This is a genomic window from Streptomyces sp. NPDC054834, from assembly GCF_053611185.1.
In genome coordinates, this window is record NZ_JBSGZV010000005.1 from 167,944 (window position 1) to 191,399 (window position 23,456).

At 72.0% G+C, this 23,456-nt stretch carries 27 protein-coding genes; 21 read left to right on the top strand and 6 right to left on the bottom strand.

What is annotated here, in order from left to right:
• The first annotated feature begins 144 nt into the window (after positions 1-144).
• The 7 genes from ACWGJM_RS09640 to ACWGJM_RS09670 all read left to right on the top strand — a co-directional run bounded on the left by ACWGJM_RS09640 (position 145) and on the right by ACWGJM_RS09670 (position 9,227).
• Positions 145-2,646, top strand: a complete 2,502-nt coding sequence (locus ACWGJM_RS09640) for a SpoIIE family protein phosphatase (RefSeq protein WP_453411095.1) — start codon at positions 145-147, stop codon at positions 2,644-2,646.
• 144 nt (positions 2,647-2,790) lie between these two features.
• A complete protein-coding gene (locus ACWGJM_RS09645; protein WP_453411096.1) occupies positions 2,791-3,522 on the top strand; it encodes a class I SAM-dependent methyltransferase in 732 nt (243 codons plus the stop codon).
• A gap of 77 nt (positions 3,523-3,599) precedes the next feature.
• Positions 3,600-4,433: a M55 family metallopeptidase gene (locus tag ACWGJM_RS09650; RefSeq protein WP_453411097.1), complete on the top strand. Its 834-nt coding sequence runs from the start codon at positions 3,600-3,602 to the stop codon at positions 4,431-4,433.
• Complete coding sequence (locus ACWGJM_RS09655; RefSeq protein WP_453411098.1) at positions 4,426-5,730, top strand: M20/M25/M40 family metallo-hydrolase; 1,305 nt, start codon at positions 4,426-4,428, stop codon at positions 5,728-5,730. Before ACWGJM_RS09650 ends, ACWGJM_RS09655 begins: the two co-directional genes overlap by 8 nt.
• A gap of 15 nt (positions 5,731-5,745) precedes the next feature.
• Positions 5,746-7,698, top strand: coding sequence for a prolyl oligopeptidase family serine peptidase (locus ACWGJM_RS09660; protein WP_453411099.1), 1,953 nt, complete (start codon positions 5,746-5,748; stop codon positions 7,696-7,698).
• Complete coding sequence (locus tag ACWGJM_RS09665; RefSeq protein WP_453411100.1) at positions 7,695-8,621, top strand: S66 peptidase family protein; 927 nt, start codon at positions 7,695-7,697, stop codon at positions 8,619-8,621. The genes ACWGJM_RS09660 and ACWGJM_RS09665 overlap by 4 nt, the downstream gene beginning before the upstream one ends.
• Positions 8,622-8,681: 60 nt before the next feature.
• Positions 8,682-9,227 carry a GNAT family N-acetyltransferase gene (locus tag ACWGJM_RS09670; protein WP_453411101.1) on the top strand — a complete coding sequence of 182 codons (546 nt, stop codon included), beginning with the start codon at positions 8,682-8,684 and terminating at the stop codon, positions 9,225-9,227.
• Here the strand turns inward: ACWGJM_RS09670 and ACWGJM_RS09675 are convergent.
• The 3 genes from ACWGJM_RS09675 to ACWGJM_RS09685 form a co-directional block, all read right to left on the bottom strand.
• Complete coding sequence (locus ACWGJM_RS09675; RefSeq protein ID WP_453411102.1) at positions 9,205-9,552, bottom strand: DUF6204 family protein; 348 nt, start codon at positions 9,550-9,552, stop codon at positions 9,205-9,207. The two genes, ACWGJM_RS09670 and ACWGJM_RS09675, sit on opposite strands and share 23 nt — an antisense overlap.
• A 132-nt stretch (positions 9,553-9,684) precedes the next feature.
• Positions 9,685-10,032 (bottom strand): VOC family protein, encoded by a 348-nt coding sequence (locus ACWGJM_RS09680; RefSeq protein ID WP_453411103.1) that lies wholly within the window; start codon positions 10,030-10,032, stop codon positions 9,685-9,687.
• 96 nt (positions 10,033-10,128) lie between these two features.
• Positions 10,129-10,680, bottom strand: a complete 552-nt coding sequence (locus ACWGJM_RS09685; protein ID WP_453411104.1) for a hemerythrin domain-containing protein — start codon at positions 10,678-10,680, stop codon at positions 10,129-10,131.
• A 135-nt stretch (positions 10,681-10,815) separates the two neighbouring features.
• Here ACWGJM_RS09685 and ACWGJM_RS09690 point away from each other — a divergent pair, with 135 nt between their 5' ends.
• Positions 10,816-11,298 (top strand): phage holin family protein, encoded by a 483-nt coding sequence (locus ACWGJM_RS09690; RefSeq protein WP_453411105.1) that lies wholly within the window; start codon positions 10,816-10,818, stop codon positions 11,296-11,298.
• Positions 11,299-11,390: 92 nt separating this feature from the next.
• Here ACWGJM_RS09690 and ACWGJM_RS09695 read toward each other — a convergent pair whose 3' ends face one another.
• Complete coding sequence (locus ACWGJM_RS09695) at positions 11,391-12,350, bottom strand: LLM class F420-dependent oxidoreductase (RefSeq protein ID WP_453411106.1); 960 nt, start codon at positions 12,348-12,350, stop codon at positions 11,391-11,393.
• Positions 12,351-12,524: 174 nt separating this feature from the next.
• Here ACWGJM_RS09695 and ACWGJM_RS09700 point away from each other — a divergent pair, with 174 nt between their 5' ends.
• The 13 genes from ACWGJM_RS09700 to ACWGJM_RS09760 all read left to right on the top strand — a co-directional run bounded on the left by ACWGJM_RS09700 (position 12,525) and on the right by ACWGJM_RS09760 (position 22,356).
• A complete protein-coding gene (locus ACWGJM_RS09700) occupies positions 12,525-14,147 on the top strand; it encodes an FAD-dependent oxidoreductase (protein WP_453411107.1) in 1,623 nt (540 codons plus the stop codon).
• Positions 14,144-15,991 (top strand): transketolase, encoded by a 1,848-nt coding sequence (locus ACWGJM_RS09705; RefSeq protein ID WP_453411108.1) that lies wholly within the window; start codon positions 14,144-14,146, stop codon positions 15,989-15,991. Before ACWGJM_RS09700 ends, ACWGJM_RS09705 begins: the two co-directional genes overlap by 4 nt.
• Positions 15,988-16,929: a non-homologous end-joining DNA ligase gene (ligD, locus tag ACWGJM_RS09710; protein WP_453411109.1), complete on the top strand. Its 942-nt coding sequence runs from the start codon at positions 15,988-15,990 to the stop codon at positions 16,927-16,929. The genes ACWGJM_RS09705 and ligD overlap by 4 nt, the downstream gene beginning before the upstream one ends.
• Positions 16,930-17,034: 105 nt before the next feature.
• The gene (locus tag ACWGJM_RS09715) at positions 17,035-17,427 is read left to right on the top strand and encodes a gas vesicle protein GvpO (protein ID WP_453411110.1); all 393 of its coding nucleotides are present in this window, start codon (positions 17,035-17,037) and stop codon (positions 17,425-17,427) included.
• A 68-nt stretch (positions 17,428-17,495) separates the two neighbouring features.
• Entirely contained in the window at positions 17,496-17,924 is a 429-nt protein-coding gene (locus ACWGJM_RS09720; protein WP_453411111.1) for a gas vesicle structural protein GvpA, read from the top strand.
• Positions 17,921-18,691: a GvpL/GvpF family gas vesicle protein gene (locus tag ACWGJM_RS09725; protein ID WP_453411112.1), complete on the top strand. Its 771-nt coding sequence runs from the start codon at positions 17,921-17,923 to the stop codon at positions 18,689-18,691. The genes ACWGJM_RS09720 and ACWGJM_RS09725 overlap by 4 nt, the downstream gene beginning before the upstream one ends.
• Before the next feature lie 26 nt (positions 18,692-18,717).
• On the top strand, positions 18,718-18,981 hold the full coding sequence (locus tag ACWGJM_RS09730) for a gas vesicle protein GvpG (protein WP_453411113.1): 264 nt from the start codon (positions 18,718-18,720) through the stop codon (positions 18,979-18,981).
• The gene (locus ACWGJM_RS09735; RefSeq protein WP_453411114.1) at positions 18,978-19,631 is read left to right on the top strand and encodes a DNA primase; all 654 of its coding nucleotides are present in this window, start codon (positions 18,978-18,980) and stop codon (positions 19,629-19,631) included. Before ACWGJM_RS09730 ends, ACWGJM_RS09735 begins: the two co-directional genes overlap by 4 nt.
• The gene (locus tag ACWGJM_RS09740) at positions 19,628-20,776 is read left to right on the top strand and encodes an SRPBCC family protein (protein WP_453411115.1); all 1,149 of its coding nucleotides are present in this window, start codon (positions 19,628-19,630) and stop codon (positions 20,774-20,776) included. Before ACWGJM_RS09735 ends, ACWGJM_RS09740 begins: the two co-directional genes overlap by 4 nt.
• Complete coding sequence (locus ACWGJM_RS09745; protein ID WP_453411116.1) at positions 20,773-21,108, top strand: gas vesicle protein; 336 nt, start codon at positions 20,773-20,775, stop codon at positions 21,106-21,108. Before ACWGJM_RS09740 ends, ACWGJM_RS09745 begins: the two co-directional genes overlap by 4 nt.
• Positions 21,105-21,893, top strand: coding sequence for a GvpL/GvpF family gas vesicle protein (locus tag ACWGJM_RS09750; protein ID WP_453411117.1), 789 nt, complete (start codon positions 21,105-21,107; stop codon positions 21,891-21,893). Before ACWGJM_RS09745 ends, ACWGJM_RS09750 begins: the two co-directional genes overlap by 4 nt.
• Complete coding sequence (locus tag ACWGJM_RS09755; protein ID WP_361802846.1) at positions 21,890-22,078, top strand: gas vesicle protein; 189 nt, start codon at positions 21,890-21,892, stop codon at positions 22,076-22,078. The genes ACWGJM_RS09750 and ACWGJM_RS09755 overlap by 4 nt, the downstream gene beginning before the upstream one ends.
• Positions 22,075-22,356, top strand: coding sequence for a gas vesicle protein K (locus tag ACWGJM_RS09760; protein WP_453411118.1), 282 nt, complete (start codon positions 22,075-22,077; stop codon positions 22,354-22,356). Before ACWGJM_RS09755 ends, ACWGJM_RS09760 begins: the two co-directional genes overlap by 4 nt.
• A 19-nt stretch (positions 22,357-22,375) precedes the next feature.
• On the opposite strand, the gene ACWGJM_RS09765 is transcribed toward ACWGJM_RS09760, so the two are convergent.
• Together ACWGJM_RS09765 and ACWGJM_RS09770 are read right to left on the bottom strand one after the other, a co-directional pair.
• Positions 22,376-22,546: a hydrophobic protein gene (locus ACWGJM_RS09765; RefSeq protein ID WP_453411119.1), complete on the bottom strand. Its 171-nt coding sequence runs from the start codon at positions 22,544-22,546 to the stop codon at positions 22,376-22,378.
• A 48-nt stretch (positions 22,547-22,594) separates the two neighbouring features.
• The gene (locus ACWGJM_RS09770; RefSeq protein ID WP_453411120.1) at positions 22,595-23,410 is read right to left on the bottom strand and encodes a class I SAM-dependent methyltransferase; all 816 of its coding nucleotides are present in this window, start codon (positions 23,408-23,410) and stop codon (positions 22,595-22,597) included.
• Positions 23,411-23,456 lie beyond the last annotated feature (46 nt).

Here is a 23,456-nt window from a genome sequence, read left to right on the forward strand (position 1 = left end):
CGGGGCGTCGCGCACGGCAATTCACCAATTGCCGCACACACGCCGTGCGGCGGCCGTACCGTGGAGTAGGCAGCACAGATCATGACGTGGATCGTGCGGTGCCGACGGGGAGCCCGCGCAATCGAGGGGGAGAGGGTCAGGGCCATGGACCGTGGCACGGAAGTGGACGTAGACCCTGGGGAGGGCGGCGCGCAGTGGCCTGCGGGGGCCGGCCGGATTCCGCTCGCCGTGGTCGTCGTCGACCGCGACGGCCTGGTGTCGCACTGGAGCACGGGCGCCCGGCGGCTGTTCGGCGTCGAGCGGGAGGAGGCCGTGGGCCGGCCCGCCGCCGACCTGCTGCCGGTCTCCGGCGCCCTGCCCGACGGCCTCGAAACCGAACCACTGCTGGACGCCTATGGTCCCTACGAGGCATACAACGGGCTGGGCCCCGACCTCGAGGCCTCGCTCGGCGGCCGGACCGCCTACCCGACGGCGGGCCGGGCCCGGCTCTCCGGACAGCACACCGAGGGGCCCGCGCAGCCGGAAACCGGCGGCGAACGACTCGACATCCTGTGGTGGGCCTACCCACTCGTCGGCCCCGGGCCCGCCCGCCTCCTGGTGCTCGCCGCCGACGCCACCCGGCTGCACATGGAGCGCGGCTACGACGACGAGACCGCCGAACGCATCGGGCCCGGCTTCGTCCGCCACACCGAACTCCCCGCCTTCGACGAACTCGCCCGGCGGCTGCCCGAGATCCTGCCCAACATGGGCCCCGGCCTCAGCAGCCGCATCGTCTCCCAGGTCCTCGAACTGGGCTATCCAGTACTGGAGTTCAGCCAGTACGACCGGGTGCCCGTGACCCCCGACTGGGGAGTGCCGCGCCGCGCGGGACGCCGCCCCGTCGAGACCGGGGCCACCCCGCAGGGGCGGCCGGTGGCCGTCGTCCCCGTCCCCGTCGGCGCCGAGCACGACCTGGAGTACGCGGCCGTCCGCGAACGGCTGGAATTCCTCAACGAGGTCAGCTCCGGCATCGGCACCTCGCTCGACCTCGGCGAGACCATCCGGGAGGTCACCAGCGCCGCCGTGCCGCGCTTCGCCGACTTCGCCGGCACCCATCTGCGCGCCGCCGTCCTCGCGGGCGAGGGGTTCCCGGACGGCCCGCCGGACGCGCACACCGTGATGCACCGCGTCTGGGTCGAGCACAACGACGAACCCGGCCGCTGGGACGACACCGTGCCGGTCGGCGAGACCTTCGCCTTCCCCGAGCACACCCCCTTCTACAAGTGCATGGTCACGGGCGAACCGGTCCTGATCCCGAGGGTCACCGACGAACTGGCGGGCCGTATCTCCGGCGAGTTCGAGAAGCGCGACCTCAGGCCGCTCATCACCGGCCGCTCCCTGCTGATCGTGCCGCTCAAGGCACGCAACGTCGTCCTCGGTTTCATGGTGCTGATGCGCCGCCCCGACCGCCCGGCGTTCGACGACATGGACCGCACCACGGGCGCCGAACTCGCCGCCCGCGCAGGCCTCGTACTCGACAACGCCCGCATGTACACGTACCAGGAGAACGTCGCCGACACCCTCCAGGACAGCATGCTGCCGCAGGTCGCCCCGCGCATGGCCGGCTGCGACGTCGCCACCCGCTACCTGCCCGGCACCCGGCTCGGCCGGATCGGCGGCGACTGGTTCGACACCATCAAGCTGCCCGGCTCGCGCACCGCCCTCGTCGTCGGCGACGTCATGGGACACGGCCTGAACTCGGCCGCGATGATGGGCCAGTTGCGCACCGCCGTACAGACCATGGCCGCCATGGAGACCCCGCCCGCCCAACTCCTGCGCAACCTCGACGACCTGGCCCGCCGGCTCGGCGAGAACTACCTCGCCACCTGCCTGTACGCCGTGTACGACCCGATCCGCGGCGAGATGCACCTCGCCAACGCCGGGCACATCCCGCCCGTCCTGGTGCGCGCCGCGGACGGTCGCAGCGAACTGCTCGACCTGCCGACCGGCGCCCCCATCGGCGTGGGCGGCGTCCCCTTCGAGTCCACCGTCGTCCGGGTCTCGCCCGGCGACCGGCTGGTGCTGTGCACGGACGGTCTGGTCGAGGTACGCGGAGCCGACATCGGCGACGGCCTCGCCGCGCTCTGCGAGTCCGCCGCGCACCCCGCGGCCTCCATGGACGACGCCTGCGACACGATCATCCGCGCCCTCAACACCCACGGCGGACGCAAGGACGACGTCGCGCTGCTCATGGCCCGGCTCAACGGGGTCCCCGTCGGCCACGTCGCCGAATGGCACCTGGCCCGCGACCCGCGCGAGGTGGCCCGCGCCCGCCGGCTGATCCGCGGCCGGCTGCTCGAATGGGGCCTCGCCGACGCGGCGGACACGGCGGAACTGCTGGTCAGCGAGGTCGTCACCAACGCCGTACTGCACGGGGACGGCGACCGGATCGGGCTACGGCTGGTCCGTACCGACGCGCTGCTCTGCGAGGTCACCGACGACGAACCGGCCCTTCCCGCCCTGCTCAGCGCCGGCACCCACGACGAGTCCGGCCGAGGCCTGCGCGTGGTCAGCCGCCTGGCCCGCGAATGGGGTTCCAGCGCCGCCGGGCACCGCAAGACGGTGTGGTTCGAACAGGCACTGACGCCACCCCGCCACCGGGACTGAGGCGACGTCAGGGGCGCACGATTCGCCTGCGTGTACCCCCCGGTGTGCGCCGGCTCGAACATCTGGTGAAAGGTGGACCCCGCCCCTTGTCCGGCACCCCGTGACCGCGATACTCCGATCACGGAACCAACCTGGGGAGCTCGCATGAAGGTCTCGGAGAACTACCGCAACAACTGGGAGAGTTACTGGCGGGAAACGTCCGCCGCACGGGGCGAGGCCATCTGGGACGCCGATCCGTCACTGAGCGCCGCACCGCACAGCGAACTGCTCCTGCCGTACGCGGACACCACACGCACCATCGTCGACCTCGGCTGCGGCAACGGCACCCAGACGCGGTACCTCGCCACCCGGTTCACCCGTGCCGTGGGCGTCGACCTCTCGCACGCCGCCATCGAACACGCCCGCCGCGCCACGGACGGCGACACCGCCGAGTTCCAGCAACTCGACCTGACCGACACCGAGGCCGTCCGCGCCCTGCACACCCGCCTCGGCGACAGCAACGTGTACATGCGCGCCGTCATACACCAGAGCGAACCGGAAGCCCGCGCCTCGGTGGCCGCCGCGGTCGCCGAGATCATCGGCTCCCTGGGGCGGGCGTTCGTCGTCGAACTCACCTCCGGCTCCCGGCAGGTCCTGCACCGCGCCTCCGCCGACCCCGACGGCCCGCCGCCCAAACTGCTCCGGGTCTTCCAGCACGGACTCAAGCCCGCCGACGCGGACGACGAGGAGATCCCGAAGCTGCTGAACGAGGCGGGTCTGGAGATCCTCGCCGACGGCGAAACGACCCTGCCGCAGACCGAGCACATGGCGGACGGCACCCTCATCGACCTCCCCGCACGCTGGTTCGTCCTCGCCCGCGAGGGGACGGCCGGCTGAGCGTCGCACACCGAGTCGGACGCCCAGGCGTGCCCGGTCCTGGCCCGGAGGTTCCGCGACGCGTAGCGTGACGTCGTATGAAGATCCTCATCAGTGCGGACATGGAGGGCGCCACGGGGGTCACCTGGCCGGCCGACGTGCTGCCGGGGACACCGCAGTGGGAACGCTGCCGCGCGATGTTCACCTCGGACGTGGCCGCCGCCGCGCTCGGCTTCTTCGACGGCGGGGCAGAGCACGTCCTCGTCAACGAGGCCCACTGGACCATGCGCAACCTGCTCCTCGAACAGCTCGACGAGCGGGTGCAGATGCTCACCGGGCGGCACAAGTCGCTGTCCATGGTCGAGGGCGTGCAGCACGGCGACGTCGACGGCATCGCGTTCGTCGGCTACCACGCGGGCGCCGGCATGGAGGGCGTCCTCGCGCACACCTACCTGGCCAACTCCATCACCGGGGTGTGGCTGAACGGCGAGCGGGCGAGCGAAGGCCTGCTCAACGCCCACGTCGTCGCCGAGTTCGGGGTACCCGTCGTCCTCGTCACCGGCGACGACGTGGCCTGCGAGGACGCGCTCGGGTACGCGCCCGAGGCACTCAAGGTCGCCGTCAAGGACCATGTGTCGCGGTACGCGGCCGTGTGCCGTACGCCCGCCAGGACCGCCGCGGACATCCGCGCCGCGGCGAAGGAGGCGGCCTCTCTGGCGGTCCGTCAGAAGCCGGTGCACGGCGGCCCGTTCACGGTCACCCTGGAGTTCGACGCCGAGCACCTCGCCCAGGCCGCGACCGTCGTGCCGGGCGTGGACCGGATCGGGGAGCGGAAGGTGGCGTACACCAGCGACACCATGTACGAGGGGATCCGTACCTTCAAGGCGGTCACCACGATCGTCTCGGCCGCGGTGGAGGAGCAGTATGGCTGACGAGCGGGCACTGGACGAGGTCGTCCGGTTCACCTCCGACCTGATCCGGATCGACACCACCAACCGGGGCGGCGGCGACTGCCGGGAACGCCCGGCCGCCGAGTACGCGGCCGAGCGGCTCGCCGGGGCGGGGCTGGAGCCGGTGCTGCTGGAACGGACCCCCGGGCGTACCAACGTCGTCACCCGGATCGAGGGCACCGACCCGTCCGCCGACGCGCTGCTCGTCCACGGTCACCTGGACGTGGTGCCCGCCGAGGCCCGCGACTGGAGCGTCCACCCCTTCTCCGGCGAGGTCCGCGACGGTGTCGTGTGGGGGCGCGGGGCCGTCGACATGAAGAACATGGACGCGATGATCCTCGCCGTGGTGCGCTCCTGGGCCCGGGAGGGCGTACGGCCCCGGCGGGACCTCGTGGTGGCCTTCACCGCCGACGAGGAGGCCAGCGCCGAGGACGGCGCCGGGTTCCTCGCCGACCGGCACCCCGGGCTGTTCGAGGGCTGCACGGAGGCCGTCGGCGAGTCGGGTGCGTTCACCTTCCACGACGGCGGCGGGCGGGAGCTGTACCCCATCGCCGCCGGAGAGCGCGGCACCGCCTGGCTGAAGCTCACCGCGCGGGGACGCGCCGGACACGGCTCCAAGGTCAACGGGGAGAACGCGGTGACCCGGCTCGCCGCCGCCGTCACCCGGATCGGCGAGCACGAGTGGCCGCTGCGGATGACCCCGACCGTACGCGCGGCCCTCACCGAACTCGCCGCCCTCTACGGCCTCGACGCGGGCCTGGACGACGTGGACCGGCTGCTGGAGAAGCTCGGCCCGGCCGCGAGACTCGTGGAGGCCACCGTACGCAACAGCGCCAACCCGACGATGCTGGAGGCCGGTTACAAGGTCAACGTCATTCCGGGCGAGGCGGTCGCCCACGTCGACGGCCGCTATCTCTTCGGCGGCGAGGACGAGTTCCGCGCCACCCTCGACCGGCTGACCGGGCCGGACGTGGACTGGGAGTTCCACCACCGCGAAGTCGCCCTCCAGGCGCCGGTGGACTCCCCGACATACGCCCGGATGCGGGCCGCCGTCGAGGAGTTCGCGCCCGACGGGCACGTGGTGCCGTACTGCATGTCCGGCGGCACGGACGCCAAGCAGTTCTCACGGCTGGGCATCACCGGCTACGGATTCGCGCCCCTGAAGCTCCCCGAGGGCCTCGACTACCAGGCGCTGTTCCACGGCGTCGACGAGCGGGTCCCCGTCGACGCCCTCCACTTCGGCGTCCGCGTCCTCGACCGCTTCCTGCGGTCGGCCTAGACGAGGGGGGACGGTGTGCGGACGCTTGCCTACGGTTCCTGGCCCTCACCCATCGACGCGGCCCTGGCCGCCGCGCACGACGGGCAGCCCGACTGGGTGGGCCGCGTCGGTGACGAGACGTGGTGGACGGAGCCCCGGCCGGGCGAGGGCGGCCGCCGTACCCTCGTGCGGCGACGGACGGAGGGCACTGAGGAGTCGGTGCTGCCCGCGCCGTGGAACGTCCGCAGCCGGGTGATCGAATACGGTGGACAGCCGTGGGCCGCAGCGGTCGACGACGGACCACCCCTCGTGGTGTTCACCCACTTCGCCGACCAGCGGCTCTACCGGTTCGAACCCGGCGCCGAGCCGCGCCCGCTGACCCCGGTGTCGCCGGTGGGCGGCGGACTGCGCTGGGCCGATCCTCTGCTGCTGACGGAGCGGGGCGAAGTCTGGTGCGTCCTGGAGGAGTTCACCGGGGAGGAGCCCGGCGACGTGCGCCGCGTCCTGGCCGCCGTGCCGCTCGACGGTTCCGCCGCCTCGGACCGGGACGCGATCCGTGAACTCACCGGCGAACGGCACCGGTTCGTGACCGGGCCGCGGCTGTCCCCCGACGGACGGCATGCCGCCTGGCTGGCCTGGGACCATCCGCGGATGCCGTGGGACGGTACGGAGCTGGTGCGCGCCGAGGTCGGCTCCGACGGCATGCTGCATACCGTACGCACGGTGGCCGGGGGGCCGCGGGAGTCTGTCGCGCAGTGCGAATGGTCGACGGACGGCGGTCTGCTGTATGCGAGCGACCGCAGCGGCTGGTGGAACCTGTACCGCGACGGCGTCCCGCTGTGCCCCCGCGAGGAGGAATTCGCCGGCCCGCTGTGGAGGCTCGGGCAGCGCTGGTTCGCGCCGCTGGCGAGCGGGCTGATCGCCGTCGTCCACGGTCGCGGGTCGACCGCACTCGGGATACTGGATCCCGAGACCGGTGAGGTCGTCGACGCGGCCGGCCCCTGGACCGAGTTCGCGCCCACCCTCGCGGTCCGCGGGGACCGGGTGACGGCCGTCGGAGCCAGCCCGCGCAGCGCCTACGAAGTCGTCGAACTGGACGCACGGACCGGCCACGCCCGCGTGATCGGCGCCCCGCACAGCGACCCCGTGGACCCCGCCCACTACCCCGAACCGCAGATCCGCACCTTCACCGGCCCGGAAGGCCGCGAGGTGCACGCCCACATCTACCCGCCCCACCACCCCGGCTGCGTCGCACCCGGCGGCGAACTTCCGCCGTACATCGTATGGGCGCACGGCGGCCCCACCAGCCGGGCACCGCTCGTGCTCGACCTGAGCATCGCCTACTTCACCTCGCGCGGCATCGGCGTCGCCGAGGTCGACTACGGCGGCTCGACCGGGTACGGCCGCGCGTACCGGGACCGGCTGCGCGAGCAGTGGGGCGTGGTCGACGTCGAGGACTGCGCGGCCGTCGCACTCGCTCTCGCCGACGAGGGCACCGCCGACCGCGACCGACTCGCGATCCGGGGCGGCAGCGCGGGCGGCTGGACCGCCGCCGCCTCGCTGACCACCACCGGCGTCTACGCCTGCGGCACCATCGTCTACCCCGTCCTCGACCTCACGACCTGGGCATCGGGGGAGACCCACGACTTCGAGTCGCGCTACCTGGAGACCCTGGTCGGACCGCTCGCCGAAGTGCCCGGACGGTACGCCGAGCGGTCGCCGGCCGAGCACGCCGACAAGATCACCGCCCCCTTCCTGCTGCTCCAGGGCCTGGACGACGTCATCTGCCCGCCCGCCCAGTGCGAACGCCTCCTCGCCCGGATCCGAGGACGCGGCGTACCCCACGCCTACCTCGCCTTCGAAGGCGAGGGGCACGGCTTCCGGCGGGCGGAGACGCTGGTCAGAGCGCTGGAGGCGGAGCTGTCTCTGTACGCTCAGGTGTTCGGCCTGCACCCGGCCGGTGTCCCGACCCTGGAGCTCCTCACATGAAGCAGCTGGTCCGCCCCACCCGCCTCGCTTCCGGCGCCCGGGTGGCCGTCGTCGCCCCCAGCGGCCCGGTGCCCGAGGAACGGCTCCAGGCCGGGCTCGACGTGCTGCGCGGCTGGGACCTCGATCCGGTGGTCGCGCCGCACGTCCTCGACCGGCACCCGGAGTTCGGCTACCTGGCGGGCACGGACGCGGACCGCGCCGCCGACCTGAAGAGCGCTTGGTGCGACCCGGCCGTGGACGCGGTGCTGTGCGCCCGGGGCGGATACGGAGTCCAGCGGCTCGTCGACCTGCTCGACTGGGAGGCGATGCGGGCGGCCGGGCCGAAGGTGTTCGTCGGCTTCAGCGACATCACCGCACTGCACGAGGCCTTCGCCACCCGGCTGGGGCTCGCCACACTGCACGGCCCGATGGCGGCCGGCGTCGACTTCATCAAGAACACGCGGGCACAGGAGCACCTGAGGGCCACCCTCTTCGCCCCGGAGACCGTCCGCACGATTCGCTCCGGTGGCCGCACCCTGGTCCCCGGCCGGGCCCGGGGCGTCACCCTCGGCGGCTGCCTGTGCCTGCTCGCCGCGGAGCGCGGTGCCCCGCACGCCCGGCCCTCGGCGCGCGGCGGGCTGCTGTGCCTGGAGGACGTGGGCGAGGAGACGTACCGCCTCGACCGCTACCTCACCCAGCTGCTGCGCGCCGGCTGGCTCGACGGGGTGCAGGGGGTGCTGCTCGGGTCCTGGGAACAGTGCGAGGCCTACGACGGTGTGCGCGCCCTGCTCGCCGACCGGCTCGGCGCCCTCGGCGGCGTCCCCGTCGTGGAGGAGTTCGGATTCGGCCACTGCGAGGGAGCGCTGACGATCCCGTTCGGGCTGGCCGCGGAACTCGACGCGGACGCGGGTACGTTGACGCTCGACGAACCCGCGCTGCGCTGACCACGCGCGGGTTCCCCGTGTCCACGAGACGCCGGGCCGAGGGCGTCGTAGGCTGACGGGATGCCCCATGCCGTGTCCCGATACCTCGCCGAAGGCCCCCGCGTGGGGATACGCCACTTCAGCTACGAGGACGCTCCGGAGTTCTCCGCCCGCGCCCGGGAGAGCAAGGACCTGCACCAACCGTGGCTGTTCCCGCCGATCACCGAAGAGGCGTACGAGGTGTACGCGGGGCGGCTGATCGAGGACTCGACGAAGGCCGGGTTCCTGGTCTGCGAGAAGGACGACGGGGCCATCGCCGGGTTCATCAACATCAACAACATCGTCGGCGGCGGCTTCCAGTGCGGCGCCCTCGGCTACGGCGTCTTCGCCCACGCCGCCGGGCGCGGACTGATGCGCGAGGGCCTCGACCTGGTGGTGGGCCACGCGTTCGGGCCGATGCGGCTGCACCGGCTGGAGATCAACGCGCAGCCCCGCAACACCGCGTCCATCGCCCTCGCCCGTGGCGCCGGCTTCCGCCTGGAGGGCTTCTCACCGAACATGATCTACATCGACGGGGCCTGGCGGGACCACGAACGGTGGGCGATCACCGCCGAGATGCGGGCTTGACGTTGACCTTCATGGTGTCGAGATCCGTGACGGTCGACCTGAGGCCGGTGAAGCCGTGGCCGAGACCGCGCAGCGCGGTCTCCGCCCGGTCCTCGGCGATCGCCGCCGCCATCTCCTCGCCGTCCGCCGCGTCCGAGACCACCACGTACCGCATGGAGAAGTGCTTCAACGGCGACGGCTCGTACGACAGCGAGCCCTCCTCGGTGAACCGCATGCTCGTCATCCCGTGGTCGGCAGCCTCCGCCAGCAGCCGCGCCCGCGACTCCTCGGTCAGCCCGTCCCAGGTGCCCCGGACGATGACCCGGTAGGTGTGCTGCTCGCTCATCCGCCGTCATGTCCCTTCGTGTACACGTCGCGTGTATGCGATCTGTGCATACGATCCGCGCCGAACGCCGACTGTATGCCGTGAGCGACGAGCCGCACGCGGAATTTCGTTCCGGCAGGCTCGGAGCGCGGCTCAGCCCGCCTGGTCCACGTACTCGAACACGGCTCCGTCCGGATGCATCGCGATCAGATTGCGGCCCACCGGCGTGGTGACCGGGCCCGCGATGATCCGGGCGCCGAGGCCGGTGAGGACCCGGTGGGCCTCCTCGACGTCCTTCACGGCGATGGTCGCGGTCACCTTGCGCAGCAGCTCCAGTTCCGCTTCGGGCCCGCTCATCAGCAGGAAGGAACCCACGGCGGCGACCTGCACTCCGCCGCGGGCGAAACGCATCGCCGCGCCGCCGGTCAGGCGCTCGTAGAAGGGGATCGCGGTTTCGAGGTCGTCGACGTAGATGCGCAGTGCGGCGCCCTGAATCTCCATGGGGACGAGCCTAGTTGGCGGCGGCCGGGGGAGGAGATCCTTCACCCGATCCCCTCCGCCCGGCCGCACGGGAGCGCCGTACCGGGTTGTACCGGATCAGTCCATGGCCTTGCGCACGACGTCCCGGGTGCGGTCGATCACGGCCGCGACGGGGCCCACCACCGCGTTCTTCAGGGCGGTGTCGGTGCCCGGGTGCGGCCGGGTCGGTGCGAGTGCCTCGGCCGCCCGCACCGCGCGGGCCAGGGTCTCCAGCCTGCCGCGGTCGGCAATGCGGTCGAAGTGCGCGAACTCGTACCGCTCCTCGTTCTCGGCGTGCGCCAGCACGTCCTGGCGCAGCGCCGCGAACCGGTCGAGGAACTCAGGCGAGTCGGGATTGATGTCGTCCAGGGCGGAGAGGGCCTGCTTGGCGCTCTCCTCCTCCGCGATCCGGTCCTCGACGACCTGCTCGCCGCCGTCGATGTGCCGACGGGCGAAGGGATGGACGACCTCCTCCTCGGCGGTCTCGTGCACCGCGAGGAGGCGGACGAGGTCATGGAAGTTCTGCTTCCGTTCCTCGCCCTTCGTATGCGCCACCTCGTCGAACAGGTGTCGGATCTGAGCGTGCTGCTCTTTGAGCAGTTCCACGACATCGGTGCGTTCGGCGGTCATCCTCGTCTCTTCCTCCTGACAGACCTGGCAGCGGGGTGCGGACCGGGCGGGTACCCGGCGGCGACCGGCTCACGCGCCGGTGCGACGGTGTCACGGACCGCGTTATCCGTACGTGTGTGCGGGTACCCGCGAGGTATGGACCGCTTGGAACATCTGGAGCACCTGGACAAGGAGCTGGTCGACGAGCTGGCGCAAGTGGCGCGCGAAACCGTGCGCGACGAGCTGCGCGAGCAGAGCCGCAAGCGGCGCCGCACGGCCATGCTGTACGCGGCGTCCGGCGCCGTCGCCCTGTACGCGGGCGCTGCGCTCGCCCTGGCCCTGGGCCTGGCCCTCGCCATCGGCCTGCCCGGCTGGGCGGCCGCGCTGATCACCGCCGCGATCCTGGGCGTCGTCGCCTACGCGCTGCGTGGCGCGGCCCGCCCGAAGCACCCGGACCACGCGGCGGCTTCCGCTCACGCGGTCGGCGGCACCCCGCCCGTCGCACCTCCCGGCGGCCTCGGCATGCCGTACCCGCCGATGCCGCCCACAGCACCGGGCACGCCGGCACCGGGCACGCGTGAGCCGGAGCCCCCGCGCCCCGGCGACATCGACCCCGAGGGTCCGCACCACCGGGCCTGACCGGCACCGCACCACCCCACCGGGCCCGACCGGCACCCGCCGGCCGGGCCCGTCCCGGCTCACCCTCCGTTCCCCCGTCAGCTCCCCTAGGCTCAGTTCCCCTTCAGCTGCGGCAGCACCTTCGTACGGTAGAAGTCGAAGAAGCCGCGCTGGTCGGGGCCGATCTGGTTGACGTACACCCGGTCGAACCCGGCGTCGGCGAACGCGGCCAGGGCGGAGACGTGTTCGTCGACATCGTCGCCGCACACCCGGCTCTCGCGGATCTTGTCCTCGGTGATCAGCGGCTGCAACTGCTCGAAGTGGCGCGGGGTGGGCAGGATCTGGCCCATCTCGCCGGGCAGCAGCTCGTTGGCCCACAGTTCGCGGACCCGGCGGACGGCCTCGTCGCGATCGGCGCCGTAGCAGACCTTCGTACCGCCGCTGACAAGATTGGTGCCCCCTCCACCCTTGCGGAACTGGGTGACCATCTCCTCCTGCGGCATCATCGTGATGTAGCCGTCGCCCACCCGGGCCGCGAGCTGGGTGGCCTTGGGGCCGAAGCCGGAGATGTCGATCGGGACCGGTTCGTCGGGGACGGTGTAGAGGCGGGCGTTCTCCACGGTGTAGTGCGTGCCGTGGTGGTTCACCTCCTCGCCGGTGAACAGCCGGCGCATGACCTGGATGGCCTCCTCCAGCATCTCCAGCCGGATGTGCAGCGGCGGCCAGGCGTCGCCGAGGATGTGCTCGTTGAGGGCCTCGCCGGTGCCGACGCCGAGCCGGAAGCGCCCGCCCGTCATCACCGCGCTGGTCGCCGCGGCCTGCGCCACCACCGCCGGGTGGATCCGCACGGTGGGGCAGGTCACCGCCGTCTCGATCGGCAGCGACACCGCCTCCGAAAGCGCCCCGATGACCGACCAGACGAACGGACTCTGCCCCTGCGCGTCGTTCCACGGGTGGTAGTGGTCCGAGATCCACAACGCCTGGAACCCGGCCTGTTCGGCCATACGGGCCTGCTCCACGAGCTCGGCGGGACCGTGTTCCTCGGTCGACAGGAAATAGCCGTATTCAGGCATGGGGGGTACCTCCGCGACACGGTAGGTCGTGTCTGCTGGGACGGGTTCGGGTCGGATCGCGCCTCGGGTAACCGGACGGGGGCGGGGCGAAACGCTCCGCCGTCCCGGCGTTTGGCGGCCCTGACCAGGGGGACGCGGTAGGCCTCGGACGAGCCATACCGCCGGAGGCGCACCGTGAGTCGACCCCGCATAGTGATCGTCGGCGCCGGCTTCGCCGGATACCGGGCCGCCCGCACCCTGTCCAGGCTGACCCGGCACCGCGCCCACATCACCCTGCTGAACCCGACCGACTACTTCCTGTACCTGCCCCTGCTGCCCCAGGTCTCCGCCGGAATCCTGGAACCCCGCCGGGTCGCCGTCTCCCTCCCCGGCACCCTGCCCGGGGTGCGCCCAGTGCTCGGCGAGGCCGACGGCATCGACATGGACGGGCGCGCCGTGCACTACACCGACCCCGAGGGCGGCACCGGCACGCTGTCCTACGACCGTCTCGTCCTGGCCGTCGGCAGCGTCAACAAACTGCTGCCCATCCCCGGCGTCGCCGAGCACGCGCACGGCTTCCGCGGCCTGCCCGAGGCGCTGTACCTGCGCGACCACGTCACCAGGCAGGTGGAGCTCGCCGCCGGGTCCGACGACCCCAAGAGCCGCGCCGCCCGGTGCACCTTCGTGGTGGTCGGCGCCGGGTACACCGGCACCGAAGTGGCCGCGCACATGCAGATGTTCACCGACCGGCTGGCGCGCCGGCAGCTGCGGCATCTGGGCATGCGGCCCCGCTGGATGCTGCTGGACATCGCGCCGCGCGTACTGCCGGAGATGGACGAACGTCTATCGCATACAGCCGACCGTGTATTGCGTGAACGCGGTGTCGACGTGCGGATGGGCACCTCCGTGAAGGAGGCCACCCGCGACGGCGTCCTGCTCACCGACGGCGAGTTCGTCGAGACCCGCAGCCTCGTCTGGTGCGTCGGCGTCCGGCCCGACCCGCTCGTGGAGAGCACCGGACAGCCCCTGGAACGGGGGCGCCTCCTCGTCGACCCGTACCTCCAGGTCCCGGGCAGGCCCGAGGTGTTCGCGTGCGGTGACGCGGCCGCCGTGCCCGACCTCGGCGACCCGGGGAAGTACACACCGATGACGGCCCAGCACGCCTGGCGGCACGGCAAGACCGCCGCGCACAACGTGGCCGCGTCGCTCGGCCTCGGCGAGCGCCGCCCCTACCGCCACCGCGACCTGGGCTTCGTCGTCGACCTGGGCGGCGTCAAGGCCGCCGCCAACCCGCTCGGCGTATCGCTGTCCGGTCTGCCCGCCGGTGCCGTCACCCGCGGCTACCACCTGGCCGCGATGCCCGGCAACCGCGTCCGGGTCGCCGCCGACTGGCTCCTGGACGCCGTACTGCCGCGCCAGGGCGTCCAGTTGGGCCTCGTTCGCTCCTGGTCCGTGCCGCTGGACACGGCCTCCCCGGAACTGGCGCGCGTCCCCGGCGGACGCGAGCAGCAGACCGGGACCGGACCGGGCGCGGCCCTGGCCGCGGACACCGGCGAGGAACCAGGGAAGAACCAGCCGCGCGAGGAACCCGCGAAGAACCAGCCCGGCGGCGAATCCGGGAAGAACCAGCCCGGCGGCGAACCCGCGAAGAACCAGCCCGGCGGCGAACCCGGGAAGAACCAGCCCGGCGGCGAACCCGGGAAGAACCAGCCGGGCGGCGAACCCGCCAAGGACCGGCCCGGCTCCAGGCCCCCGGGGGACCACCCCGCCCCGGGCCCCGTCAAGCGCACCGACACCCCGTCGGAAGGAGACTCATGAACAGCGCCGAACTCGTCGAACTCGGACAGCAGCTGCGCGTGGACAGCGTGCGGGCCGCCGCGGCCGCGGGATCAGGGCATCCGACGTCCTCGATGTCCGCCGCGGACCTGATGGCGGTGCTGCTCGCCGGCCACCTCCGATACGACTTCGAGCGCCCCGACCATCCCGGAAACGACCGCTTCGTACTCTCCAAGGGGCACGCCTCGCCCCTGCTGTACGCCGCCTACAAGGCGGCCGGCGCGATCGAGGACGGCGAACTGGCGACCTTCCGCAAGCTCGGCAGCAGGCTGGAGGGCCATCCCACCCCGCGGCGGCTGCCGTGGGTGGAGACGGCCACCGGCTCGCTCGGCCAGGGCCTGCCGGTCGGCGTCGGCATAGCGCTGGCCGGCAAGCGCCTGGACCGCACCGGCTACCGGGTGTGGGTGCTGTGCGGCGACAGCGAACTCGCCGAGGGCTCCATCTGGGAGGCCGCCGAGCACGCCGCGTACGAGCACCTCGACAACCTGACGGCGATCGTGGACGTCAACCGCCTCGGCCAGCGCGGCCCCACCCGGCACGGCCACGACCTCGACGCCTACGCCCGCCGCTTCCAGGCGTTCGGCTGGCACACCGTGGAGGTCGACGGCCACGACGTGGACGCCATCGACCGCGCCTACGGCGAGGCGGCCTCGACGACCGGACAGCCGACCGTGGTCCTCGCCCGCACCCTCAAGGGCAAGGGCGTCGCCGCCGTCGAGGACCGCGAGGGCCTGCACGGCAAGCCGCTGCCGGAGGCGGAGGAGGCGATCGCCGAACTGGGCGGCCCGCGCGACCTCACCGTCCGGGTGCAGGAGCCGCCGGCCGCCCGCCTGCTGCACGCCGTGCCCGACGGCTCCCTGGAGCTACCCACGTACGACATGGGCGAGAAGGTGGCCACCCGCAACGCGTTCGGCGCGGCCCTCGCGGCGCTCGGCACCGCCCGCGGGGAGGTCGTCGCGCTGGACGGTGAGGTCGGCGACTCCACCCGCACCGAGCAGTTCGCCAAGGAGCACCCCGACCGGTTCTTCGAGTGCTACATCGCCGAGCAGCAGCTCGTCGCCTCGGCCGTCGGCATGGCCGTACGCGGCTACGTGCCCTACGCCGCGACCTTCGCCGCCTTCCTCACCCGCGCCCACGACTTCGCGCGCATGGCCTCTATCAGCGGAGCGGGCATCAACCTCGTCGGCTCCCACGCGGGCGTCGCGATCGGCCCGGACGGGCCCTCACAGATGGGCCTGGAGGACCTGGCGATGTTCCGGTCGGTGTACGGCTCGACCGTGCTGTACCCGTGCGACGGCAACCAGACCGCCCAGCTTGTCGCAACCATGGCCGACCTGGACGGCATCCGCTACCTGCGCACCTCGCGTGGCGAGACCCCGGTGATCTACGGCCCCGAGGAGCGGTTCCCCGTCGGCGGCAGCAAGGTGCTGCGCTCCTCCGGTGAGGACCGGCTGACCGTGGTCGCGGCCGGGGTGACCGTGCACGAGGCGCTGGCCGCCGCCGACGCCCTCCAGGAGGAGGGCATCCGGGTCCGGGTCGTCGACCTGTACTCCGTCAAGCCCGTGGACCGGGAGACGCTCAGGCTGGCCGCCGAGGAGACCGGCTGCCTGCTCACCGTCGAGGACCACCACGAGGAGGGCGGCCTCGGCGACGCCGTCCTCGACGCCTTCACCGACGGCAGGCCCGTGCCCCGGCTGGTCCGGCTCGCCGTGCGCACCATGCCGGGCTCGGCCGCGCCCGACGAGCAGCTGCACGCCGCGGGCATCGACGCGACGGCGATCGCCACGGCCGGGCGGCTGCTGGTGGGGGAGGCGGTCGTGCGATGACCGACGACGTGCGGACGGTACGCGCGGGCCGCCGCACGGTCGAGGTGCACCGGTCCGGCAAGGTGCTCTTTCCCGGCGGGAGCGGCGCGAAGGAGTACACCAAGGGCGACCTCGTCGACTACTACCGGTCCGTCGCGCCGTTCATGCTGCCGCACCTGCGCGGCCGCCCGCTGATGCTGGAGCGGTATCCGGACGGCCTCGACGGCCCGAGGTTCATGCAGAAGAACACTCCGAACCACTACCCGGACTGGATCGCCCGGGCCGAGGTCGCCAAGGAGGACGGCACGGTCACGCACGTGGTCTGCGAGGACACCGCCACCTTGGTCTTCCTCGCCGACCAGGCCTGCCTCACCCTGCACCGGTGGCTCTCCCGGACCGACCGCGGCCACCGCGCCGACCACCCGGACCGGCTGGTCCTCGACCTCGACCCCCCGGGCGACACGGCCGGCGACTTCGCGACGGTACGGGAGGCGGCCCGCCTCCTGCGCGGCCTGCTGGATGAGTTGCGGCTGCCCTCGGCGCTGATGACCACCGGCTCGCGCGGACTGCACGTCGTCGTGCCCCTGAACGGCCGGCACGACTTCGACGAGGTCCGTGCCTTCGCCCGGGACGTCGCCGAGCTGCTGGCCGCCGAGCACCCCGACCGGCTCACCACCGCCGCCCGCAAGCAGGACCGCGGCAAGCGGCTCTACCTGGACGTACAGCGCAACGCCTACGCCCAGACCGCCGTCGCGCCCTTCACCGTCCGCGCGCGGCCCGGCGCTCCCGTCGCCGTCCCGGTCTCCTGGGACCAGCTCGACGACCCCGGCCTCGGCCCGCGCCGCTGGACCCTCGAGGACGCCGTCGAGCAGGCCCGCACCGATCCCTGGGCGGGCCTGCTCGGCCGCGGACGCGCTCTGGGACCGGCCCGGCGCCGGCTCGACACTCTGCGTGGCTGATGCATATACCGCGTCTGCGCAGGCCTGACGCCCCGCGCAGACGACGCATGCCCACTTTGATGTTTGGCCAACGCCCTTCCGGCCACACGGAGGGAAGAGGTGGCCATGTCGAACACACACAACACACCGGATTCGCAGGGTTCACAGAAAACCCAGAAAACCCGCGAATCGCAGGAACCCCAGAACTCACAGGAGCCGCAGGAGGACACCGACCGGCACACGGCTGACGAGCACCGGCCGAGCCCGATGGAGGTGCTGCGCCAGGCGCGCGCCCAGCTCGCGGAGCTGACCGGCCTCGTCCCCGAGCAGGTCTCGTCCTTCGAACAGACCGAGGACGGCTGGGCGTTGGAGGTGGAGGTCCTCGAACTCGCCAGGGTTCCCGACACGATGAGCCTGATGGCGACCTACCAGGTCGAGCTCGACCCGGAGGGTCAGCTCACCGGCTACCGGCGCGTCCGCCGTTACGAACGCGGACGGGCCGACGCGCGCGGCCGCTAGACCGCGCCGACAGCCGGCACGTCCGCACACCGTCAACACCATCACACAGACAAGGAGGCGCGGTCGGCATGACCGTAGTCCCGGCACAGCAGTCCGGCGGAGGCGGCAGCAGCGGCCTCTACGACGTACTGGAACTCGTCCTCGACCGGGGGCTCGTCATCGACGCATTCGTGCGGGTGTCCCTGGTCGGCATCGAGATCCTCAAGATCGACGTGCGGGTCGTCGTCGCCAGCGTCGACACCTACCTGCGCTTCGCCGAGGCGTGCAACCGGCTCGACCTCGAGGCCGGCCCCCGCAAGAGCCCGGGGCTGCCCGACATGGTCGGTGAGCTCACCGAGTCCGGCGCCCGCGGCAAGTCCAAGGGAGCGCTGTCCGGCGCCGCCGAGACCGTCTCCGACGCGTTCAAGCAGGCGCGCGGGGAGCGCGAGGGTGAGTCCGAGTCCCGGCCGCGGCCCCGCAAGACCACGGCCGCCCGCCGGAAGGAGGAGCAGGAGTGAGCACATACGTCTACGCCATCACCGCGACCTCCCACCCCGCGCTCCCCGACGGCATGGGCGGCGTGGGCGAGCCGCCGATGCCGGTGCGGATCCTGACCGAGGGCGACCTGGCCGCGATCGTCAGCGACGCCCCCGAGGGGCTGCGCCCCAAGCGCCGCGACCTGCTCGCGCACCAGAACGTGCTCGCCGAGACGGGCGCGGCCGGCAGTGTGCTGCCCATGCGGTTCGGCAGCGTCGCCCCCGACGACGGCACGGTCACCGGGGTGCTCGCCGAACGCGCCACGCACTACAAGGAGCGCCTCCAGGCGCTGGACGGCAAGGTCGAGTACAACGTCAAGGCCTCTCACGTGGAAGAGGCCGTCCTGCACCGAGTGATGGCCGAGAGCCCGGAACTGCGGGCGCTCGCCGAGGCCAACCGCACGTCGGGCGGCGGCAGTTACGACGACAAGATCCGTCTCGGTGAGATGGTGGCCGCCGCGGTCAAGGCCAAGGAGGCCGAGGACGCCGCCGAGGTGCAGCGGCTGCTGGCGCCGGTCACCGACGCGGTGAGCGTGGGCCCCGAGTCCACGGGCTGGCTGGTCAACGTGTCGTTCCTGGTGGACCGCGACACCGCCGAAGACTTCCTGTCCGTCGTGGAGCGGGCCCGTAAGTCCCTCGCCCACCTCGAACTGCGCGTCAACGGGCCGTTGCCGCCGTACAGCTTCGTCGAGCCCGGCCCTGCCGAGCCCGCGGGAGCCACGGCCGGCGCGGACGCGGGAGCTGAGTAGCACCGCGTGAGCGGAGGGAGTAGCGGATGGGACTGATCGGTGAAGTGCTGCTGCTGCCGTTCGCGCCGGTGCGCGGCAGCGCGTGGGTGATCGAACAGGTGCTCCACGAGGCGGAGCGGATCTACTACGACCCCTCCACCGTACGGGCCGAACTCGCCCGCCTCGAGGAACAGCTGGAGGCGGGCGAGATCACCGAAGAGGAGTTCGACCGGCGCGAGGACGAACTCCTCGACCGGCTGGAGCACGGCATGGGCTCCGGCGAGACGACGGGCAACGGGACGGGACTATGAACCGAACGGCACTCGGCCTCGCGATAGGGGCCGGGTACGTCCTCGGACGTACCAAGAAGATGAAAATGGCCCTCGCGGTCGGCTCCCTGGTGGCCGGCAAGAAGCTGAACCTGAGCCCGCGGGCGCTCGGCGACCTGGTGAACCAGCAGCTGCGGAACAACCCGCAGTTCAAGGAGATCGGCGACCAGCTGCGCGGGGACCTGCGGGGCGTCGGCAAGGCCGCGTCGGGCGCGATGGTCGAGCGGCAGATGAACGCCTTCGCCGACCGGCTGCACGGCCGCACGGCCCAGGTGCGCGACGGGCTGTCGGGCGTGGCGCCCGACACCGGGTCCGAGGAATCCGGGGACGCCGAGGAGGCGCACGAGGAACCGGAGGAGCGCGAGGAGCCGGAGGACCGGCAGGAGGACGCGGAAGCGGAGGACGAGGACGAGGCCCCGGCGCCCAGGAAGCGGGCGGCCGGCAAGGCGCCGGCCAAGAAGGCGGCCCCCGCGAAGAAGGCGGTGGCGAAGAAGGCTCCGGCCAGGACGGCCCCCGCCAAGAAGACGGCGAAGAAGACCCAGGGCGCGGCCCGGAAGACGGCCGCGAAGAAGACGGCTGCGGCCGGCGGTGCCACCCGGCCCCGGCAGTCGAAGGGCGGCGATGAAGGATGACCGAGACCCTCGGATCGGCGACGTCCGCGGCGGGCAAGGCGGCGGGCGGCGCCACCGGCGCGACGAAGGACAATCCCCTGACCGACCTGGCCCACAGCGAGGCCGCCGACCGCCTCAAGGCGGAGGTCCAGGAATACCTGGCGGCTCAGGCCCAGCGCATGCTGGCCGGCGTCGGCCGCAAGCTCGGCGAGACCACGGTCAAGCTCAACGACATCGCCGAGGGCAACAGCCCGGGCTTCGCCAAGCTGGCCCTCGAAGGCGGCCGCAAGCTCGCCGAGGGCAAGGGCCCACTGCGCTCGGCGCTGGAGCTCGGCGGCTCCAGCATCAAGGAGAACGTCATGGGCAAGGTGAAGGGCCTGTTCGGCGGTGGCAAGGGCAAGGGCAAGCGCAAGGGCGGCGGCAACAAGCCCACCGTCATCGTCGAGTCCATCGACGTCGGCGTGCCGGTGCGCACCGCCTACGACCAGTGGACCCAGTACCACGACTTCGGCACCTTCGCCAAGGGCGTGAAGAGCGCCAACCGCGCGGACGACACGAACTCCGACTGGCAGGGAAAGATCTGGTGGTCGAACCGCAGCTGGAAGGCCCACACGGTCGAGCAGATCCCCGATTACAAGATCCAGTGGACGTCGGAGGGTGCCAAGGGCACCAACAAGGGCGTCGTCACCTTCCACCGGCTCGACGACAACCTCACCCGCATCCTGCTGGTCATGGAGTACTACCCCAGCGGCTTGTTCGAGAAGACCGCCAACATCTGGCGTGCTCAGGGCCGCCGGGTCCGCCTCGACTTCAAGAACTTCGACCGCTACATCACCCTCAAGGGCGAGGCGGAGGACGGCTGGCGCGGCGAGATCCGCGACGGCGAGGTCGTCCGCAGCCACGAGGACGCCGTGGCCGAGGAGGAGTCCGAGGCCGAGTCCGCGGAGGAGCCCGAGGAGGGCGAGGAGGCCGAGGAGGGCGCCGAGGAGCCGTACGAGGCCGAGGAGGGCGAGGAAGCCGAGGAGGAGGAAGAGGAGCCGTACGAGGCCGAGGAGGAGGGCGAATACGAGCCCGAGGGCGAGTACGAGGAAGGCCAGGAAGAAGGCGCAGAGGCCGAACAGGAAGAAGAGGAGCCCGAGTACGCGGAGCGCGGGAGCCGTCGATGACGACGCCCAGTCGGCTCCCCGAGCCCTACGGCCAGGGCGGGGGATCCAACCTCGCCGACATCCTCGAGCGCGTGCTCGACAAGGGTGTCGTCATCGCGGGTGACATCAGGATCAATCTGCTCGACATCGAACTGCTCACCGTGAAACTACGGCTCATCGTCTGCTCCGTCGACAAGGCGAAGGAGATGGGCATCGACTGGTGGGAGAGTGACCCCGCTCTCTCCTCCAGCGCCCGCCGTGACCAACTCGCGCGCGAGAACACCGAGTTGCGCGAACGGCTGGCGCGTCTGGAGGAACTGGAGCCGAGCCGCGTGCCGAAGGAGGAACGATGACCGGACTGCGGTACGTCTACGCCGTCTGCCGCCCCCTCGGCGCGCCCCTGCAAGCACAGCTCACCGGCATCGGGGGCGCCCCGCCCGCGCTGCTGCACCACCACGGACTGGTCGCGGTCGTCAGTACGGTCCCCGAGGCCGACTTCACCGAGGACGCCCTGCGCGTCCGCCTGGAGGACATGGACTGGCTGACCGCGACCGCTCGCGCCCATCAGGGCGTGATCGACGCGCTCACCACCGTCACCACCCCGCTGCCGCTGCGCCTGGCCACCGTCTTCCGGGACGACAGCGGCGTACGGACGATGATCGAGGCCCGCGAGGACGAGTTCCGGCGCACCCTCGACCGGCTCGCGGGCCGGGTGGAATGGGGGGTGAAGGTGTACGCCGACCTCGCGCCGGCCCAGCCGGAACAGCCCGCGTCCAAACCCGCGTCGGGTCGTGACTACCTGCGCCAGCGGCGCGCGCAGACCCGGTCGCACGAGGACATGTGGCAGAAAGCGGAATCGTTCGCGGAACATTTGCACAGCGCGCTTTCCGGATGGGCGGAGGATTCCCGTCTGCACGCCCCGCAGAATCCCGCGCTTTCCGGGGCTTCGGGGCGTAACGTACTCAACGCGGCCTATCTCGTACCGCGCGCGGATTCCGAGGAATTCGTGGAAATCGTGGACAGTGCGAAGGACGAGACACCCGGGCTGCGTGTGGAACTCACCGGCCCTTGGGCTCCCTACTCCTTCACCGGCGACAACCCGGCCGAGGCGCCGGAAGAGGGTGGGGAAGGCACGTGACCGTCATAGAACGCCGCGAGGTCGCCCTGGTGGACCTGCTGGACCGGCTGCTGGCCGGCGGGGTCGTCATCACCGGGGACGTCACGCTGCGCATCGCGGACGTCGATCTCGTCCGCATCGACCTCAACGCGCTGATCAGCTCGGTGAACGCGCAGGTGCCGTCACCCTTCGAGGAGCCGTCATGACCTCGCGCAAACGTCTGGAGCTCGAGCCCGACACCGTCGAGCGCGACCTGGTGAAACTCGTCCTGACCGTGGTGGAGCTGCTGCGCCAGCTCATGGAGCGGCAGGCGCTGCGCCGCTTCGACGTGGGCGACCTCACCGAGGAGCAGGAGGAGCGCGTCGGACTGACCCTGATGCTGCTGGAGGAACGCATGACCGAGCTGCGCGACCGCTACGGACTGCGGCCCGAGGACCTGAATCTGGACCTCGGGCCGCTCGGACCTCTGCTGCCCCGGGAATGACGGCGCCCCCGGGGTCAGTTCACCACCTGTACCAGCGGCCCCTGCCGCCGCTCGCGGCGGTTCCGCGAACCAGGAAACCCAGCAGCCAGACGACGAGAACTGCCAGGGCGATCCACCAGAGCAACTTCACCGCGAATCCGGCGCCGAAGAGAATGAGCGCCAGAAGCAGTACCAGCAAGATGGGAACCATGATGTGAACCTCCTGCATTCCGGGTATCCCGGAATGCGTGGATCAGGCTCATTTCCGGCACAGAATCTCTCCGTGCAGGACGGCGAACCAGCCGTCCTCGCGCTCGCCCCACTCCCGCCACGCCCGTGCCACCGCCGTGAGCTGCTCTGCCGTCGCGTGCCCACCCTCGGTGGCGCGGTCGGCGTAGGGGGAGGCGACGGTGCGCTCCGCCCACAGCCCGCTCCACCAGGCCCGCTCCTCGGCCGTGGCGAAGGTCCAGGTGGCGGAGGTGGCCGTGGTGTCGGTGAGCCCGGCGGCCAGCGCCCAGGACTTCAGCCGGCGTCCGGCGTCCGGCTCGCCGCCGTTCGCCCGGGCCACCCGCAGGTACAGCCCGAGCCAGTCGTCCAGGCCCGGCACCGCCGGATACCAGGTCATCGCCGAGTAGTCCGAGTCGCGGACGGCGACGAAGCCGCCGGGCTTCGTGACCCGGCGCATCTCGCGCAGCGCCTGCACGGGGTCACCGACGTGTTGCAGCACCTGGTGGGCGTGGACGACGCAGAAGGTGTCGTCGGGGTGGTCCAGGGCATGCACGTCGGCGACCGCGAAGTCGACGTTCGCGAGGCCACGCCCGGCGGCCGTGGCCCGGGCCTGCTCCAGGATGCCCGGCGCGTGGTCGACGCCGGTGACGTGCCCGTCGGGGACCAGCGCCGCCAGGTCGGCGGTGATGGTTCCCGGGCCGCAGCCGATGTCCAGGATCCGCATGTGCGGCTTGATCGAGCCGAGCAGGTACGCCGCGGAGTTGGCGGCGGTCCGCCAGGTGTGCGAGCGCAGCACCGACTCGTGGTGCCCGTGCGTGTATACGGCGGTCTCCTGCGGCTTCGGCATCGCTGTACCCCCTGTGTCGTCGGTGGCATCACCGTACGCCCGCATG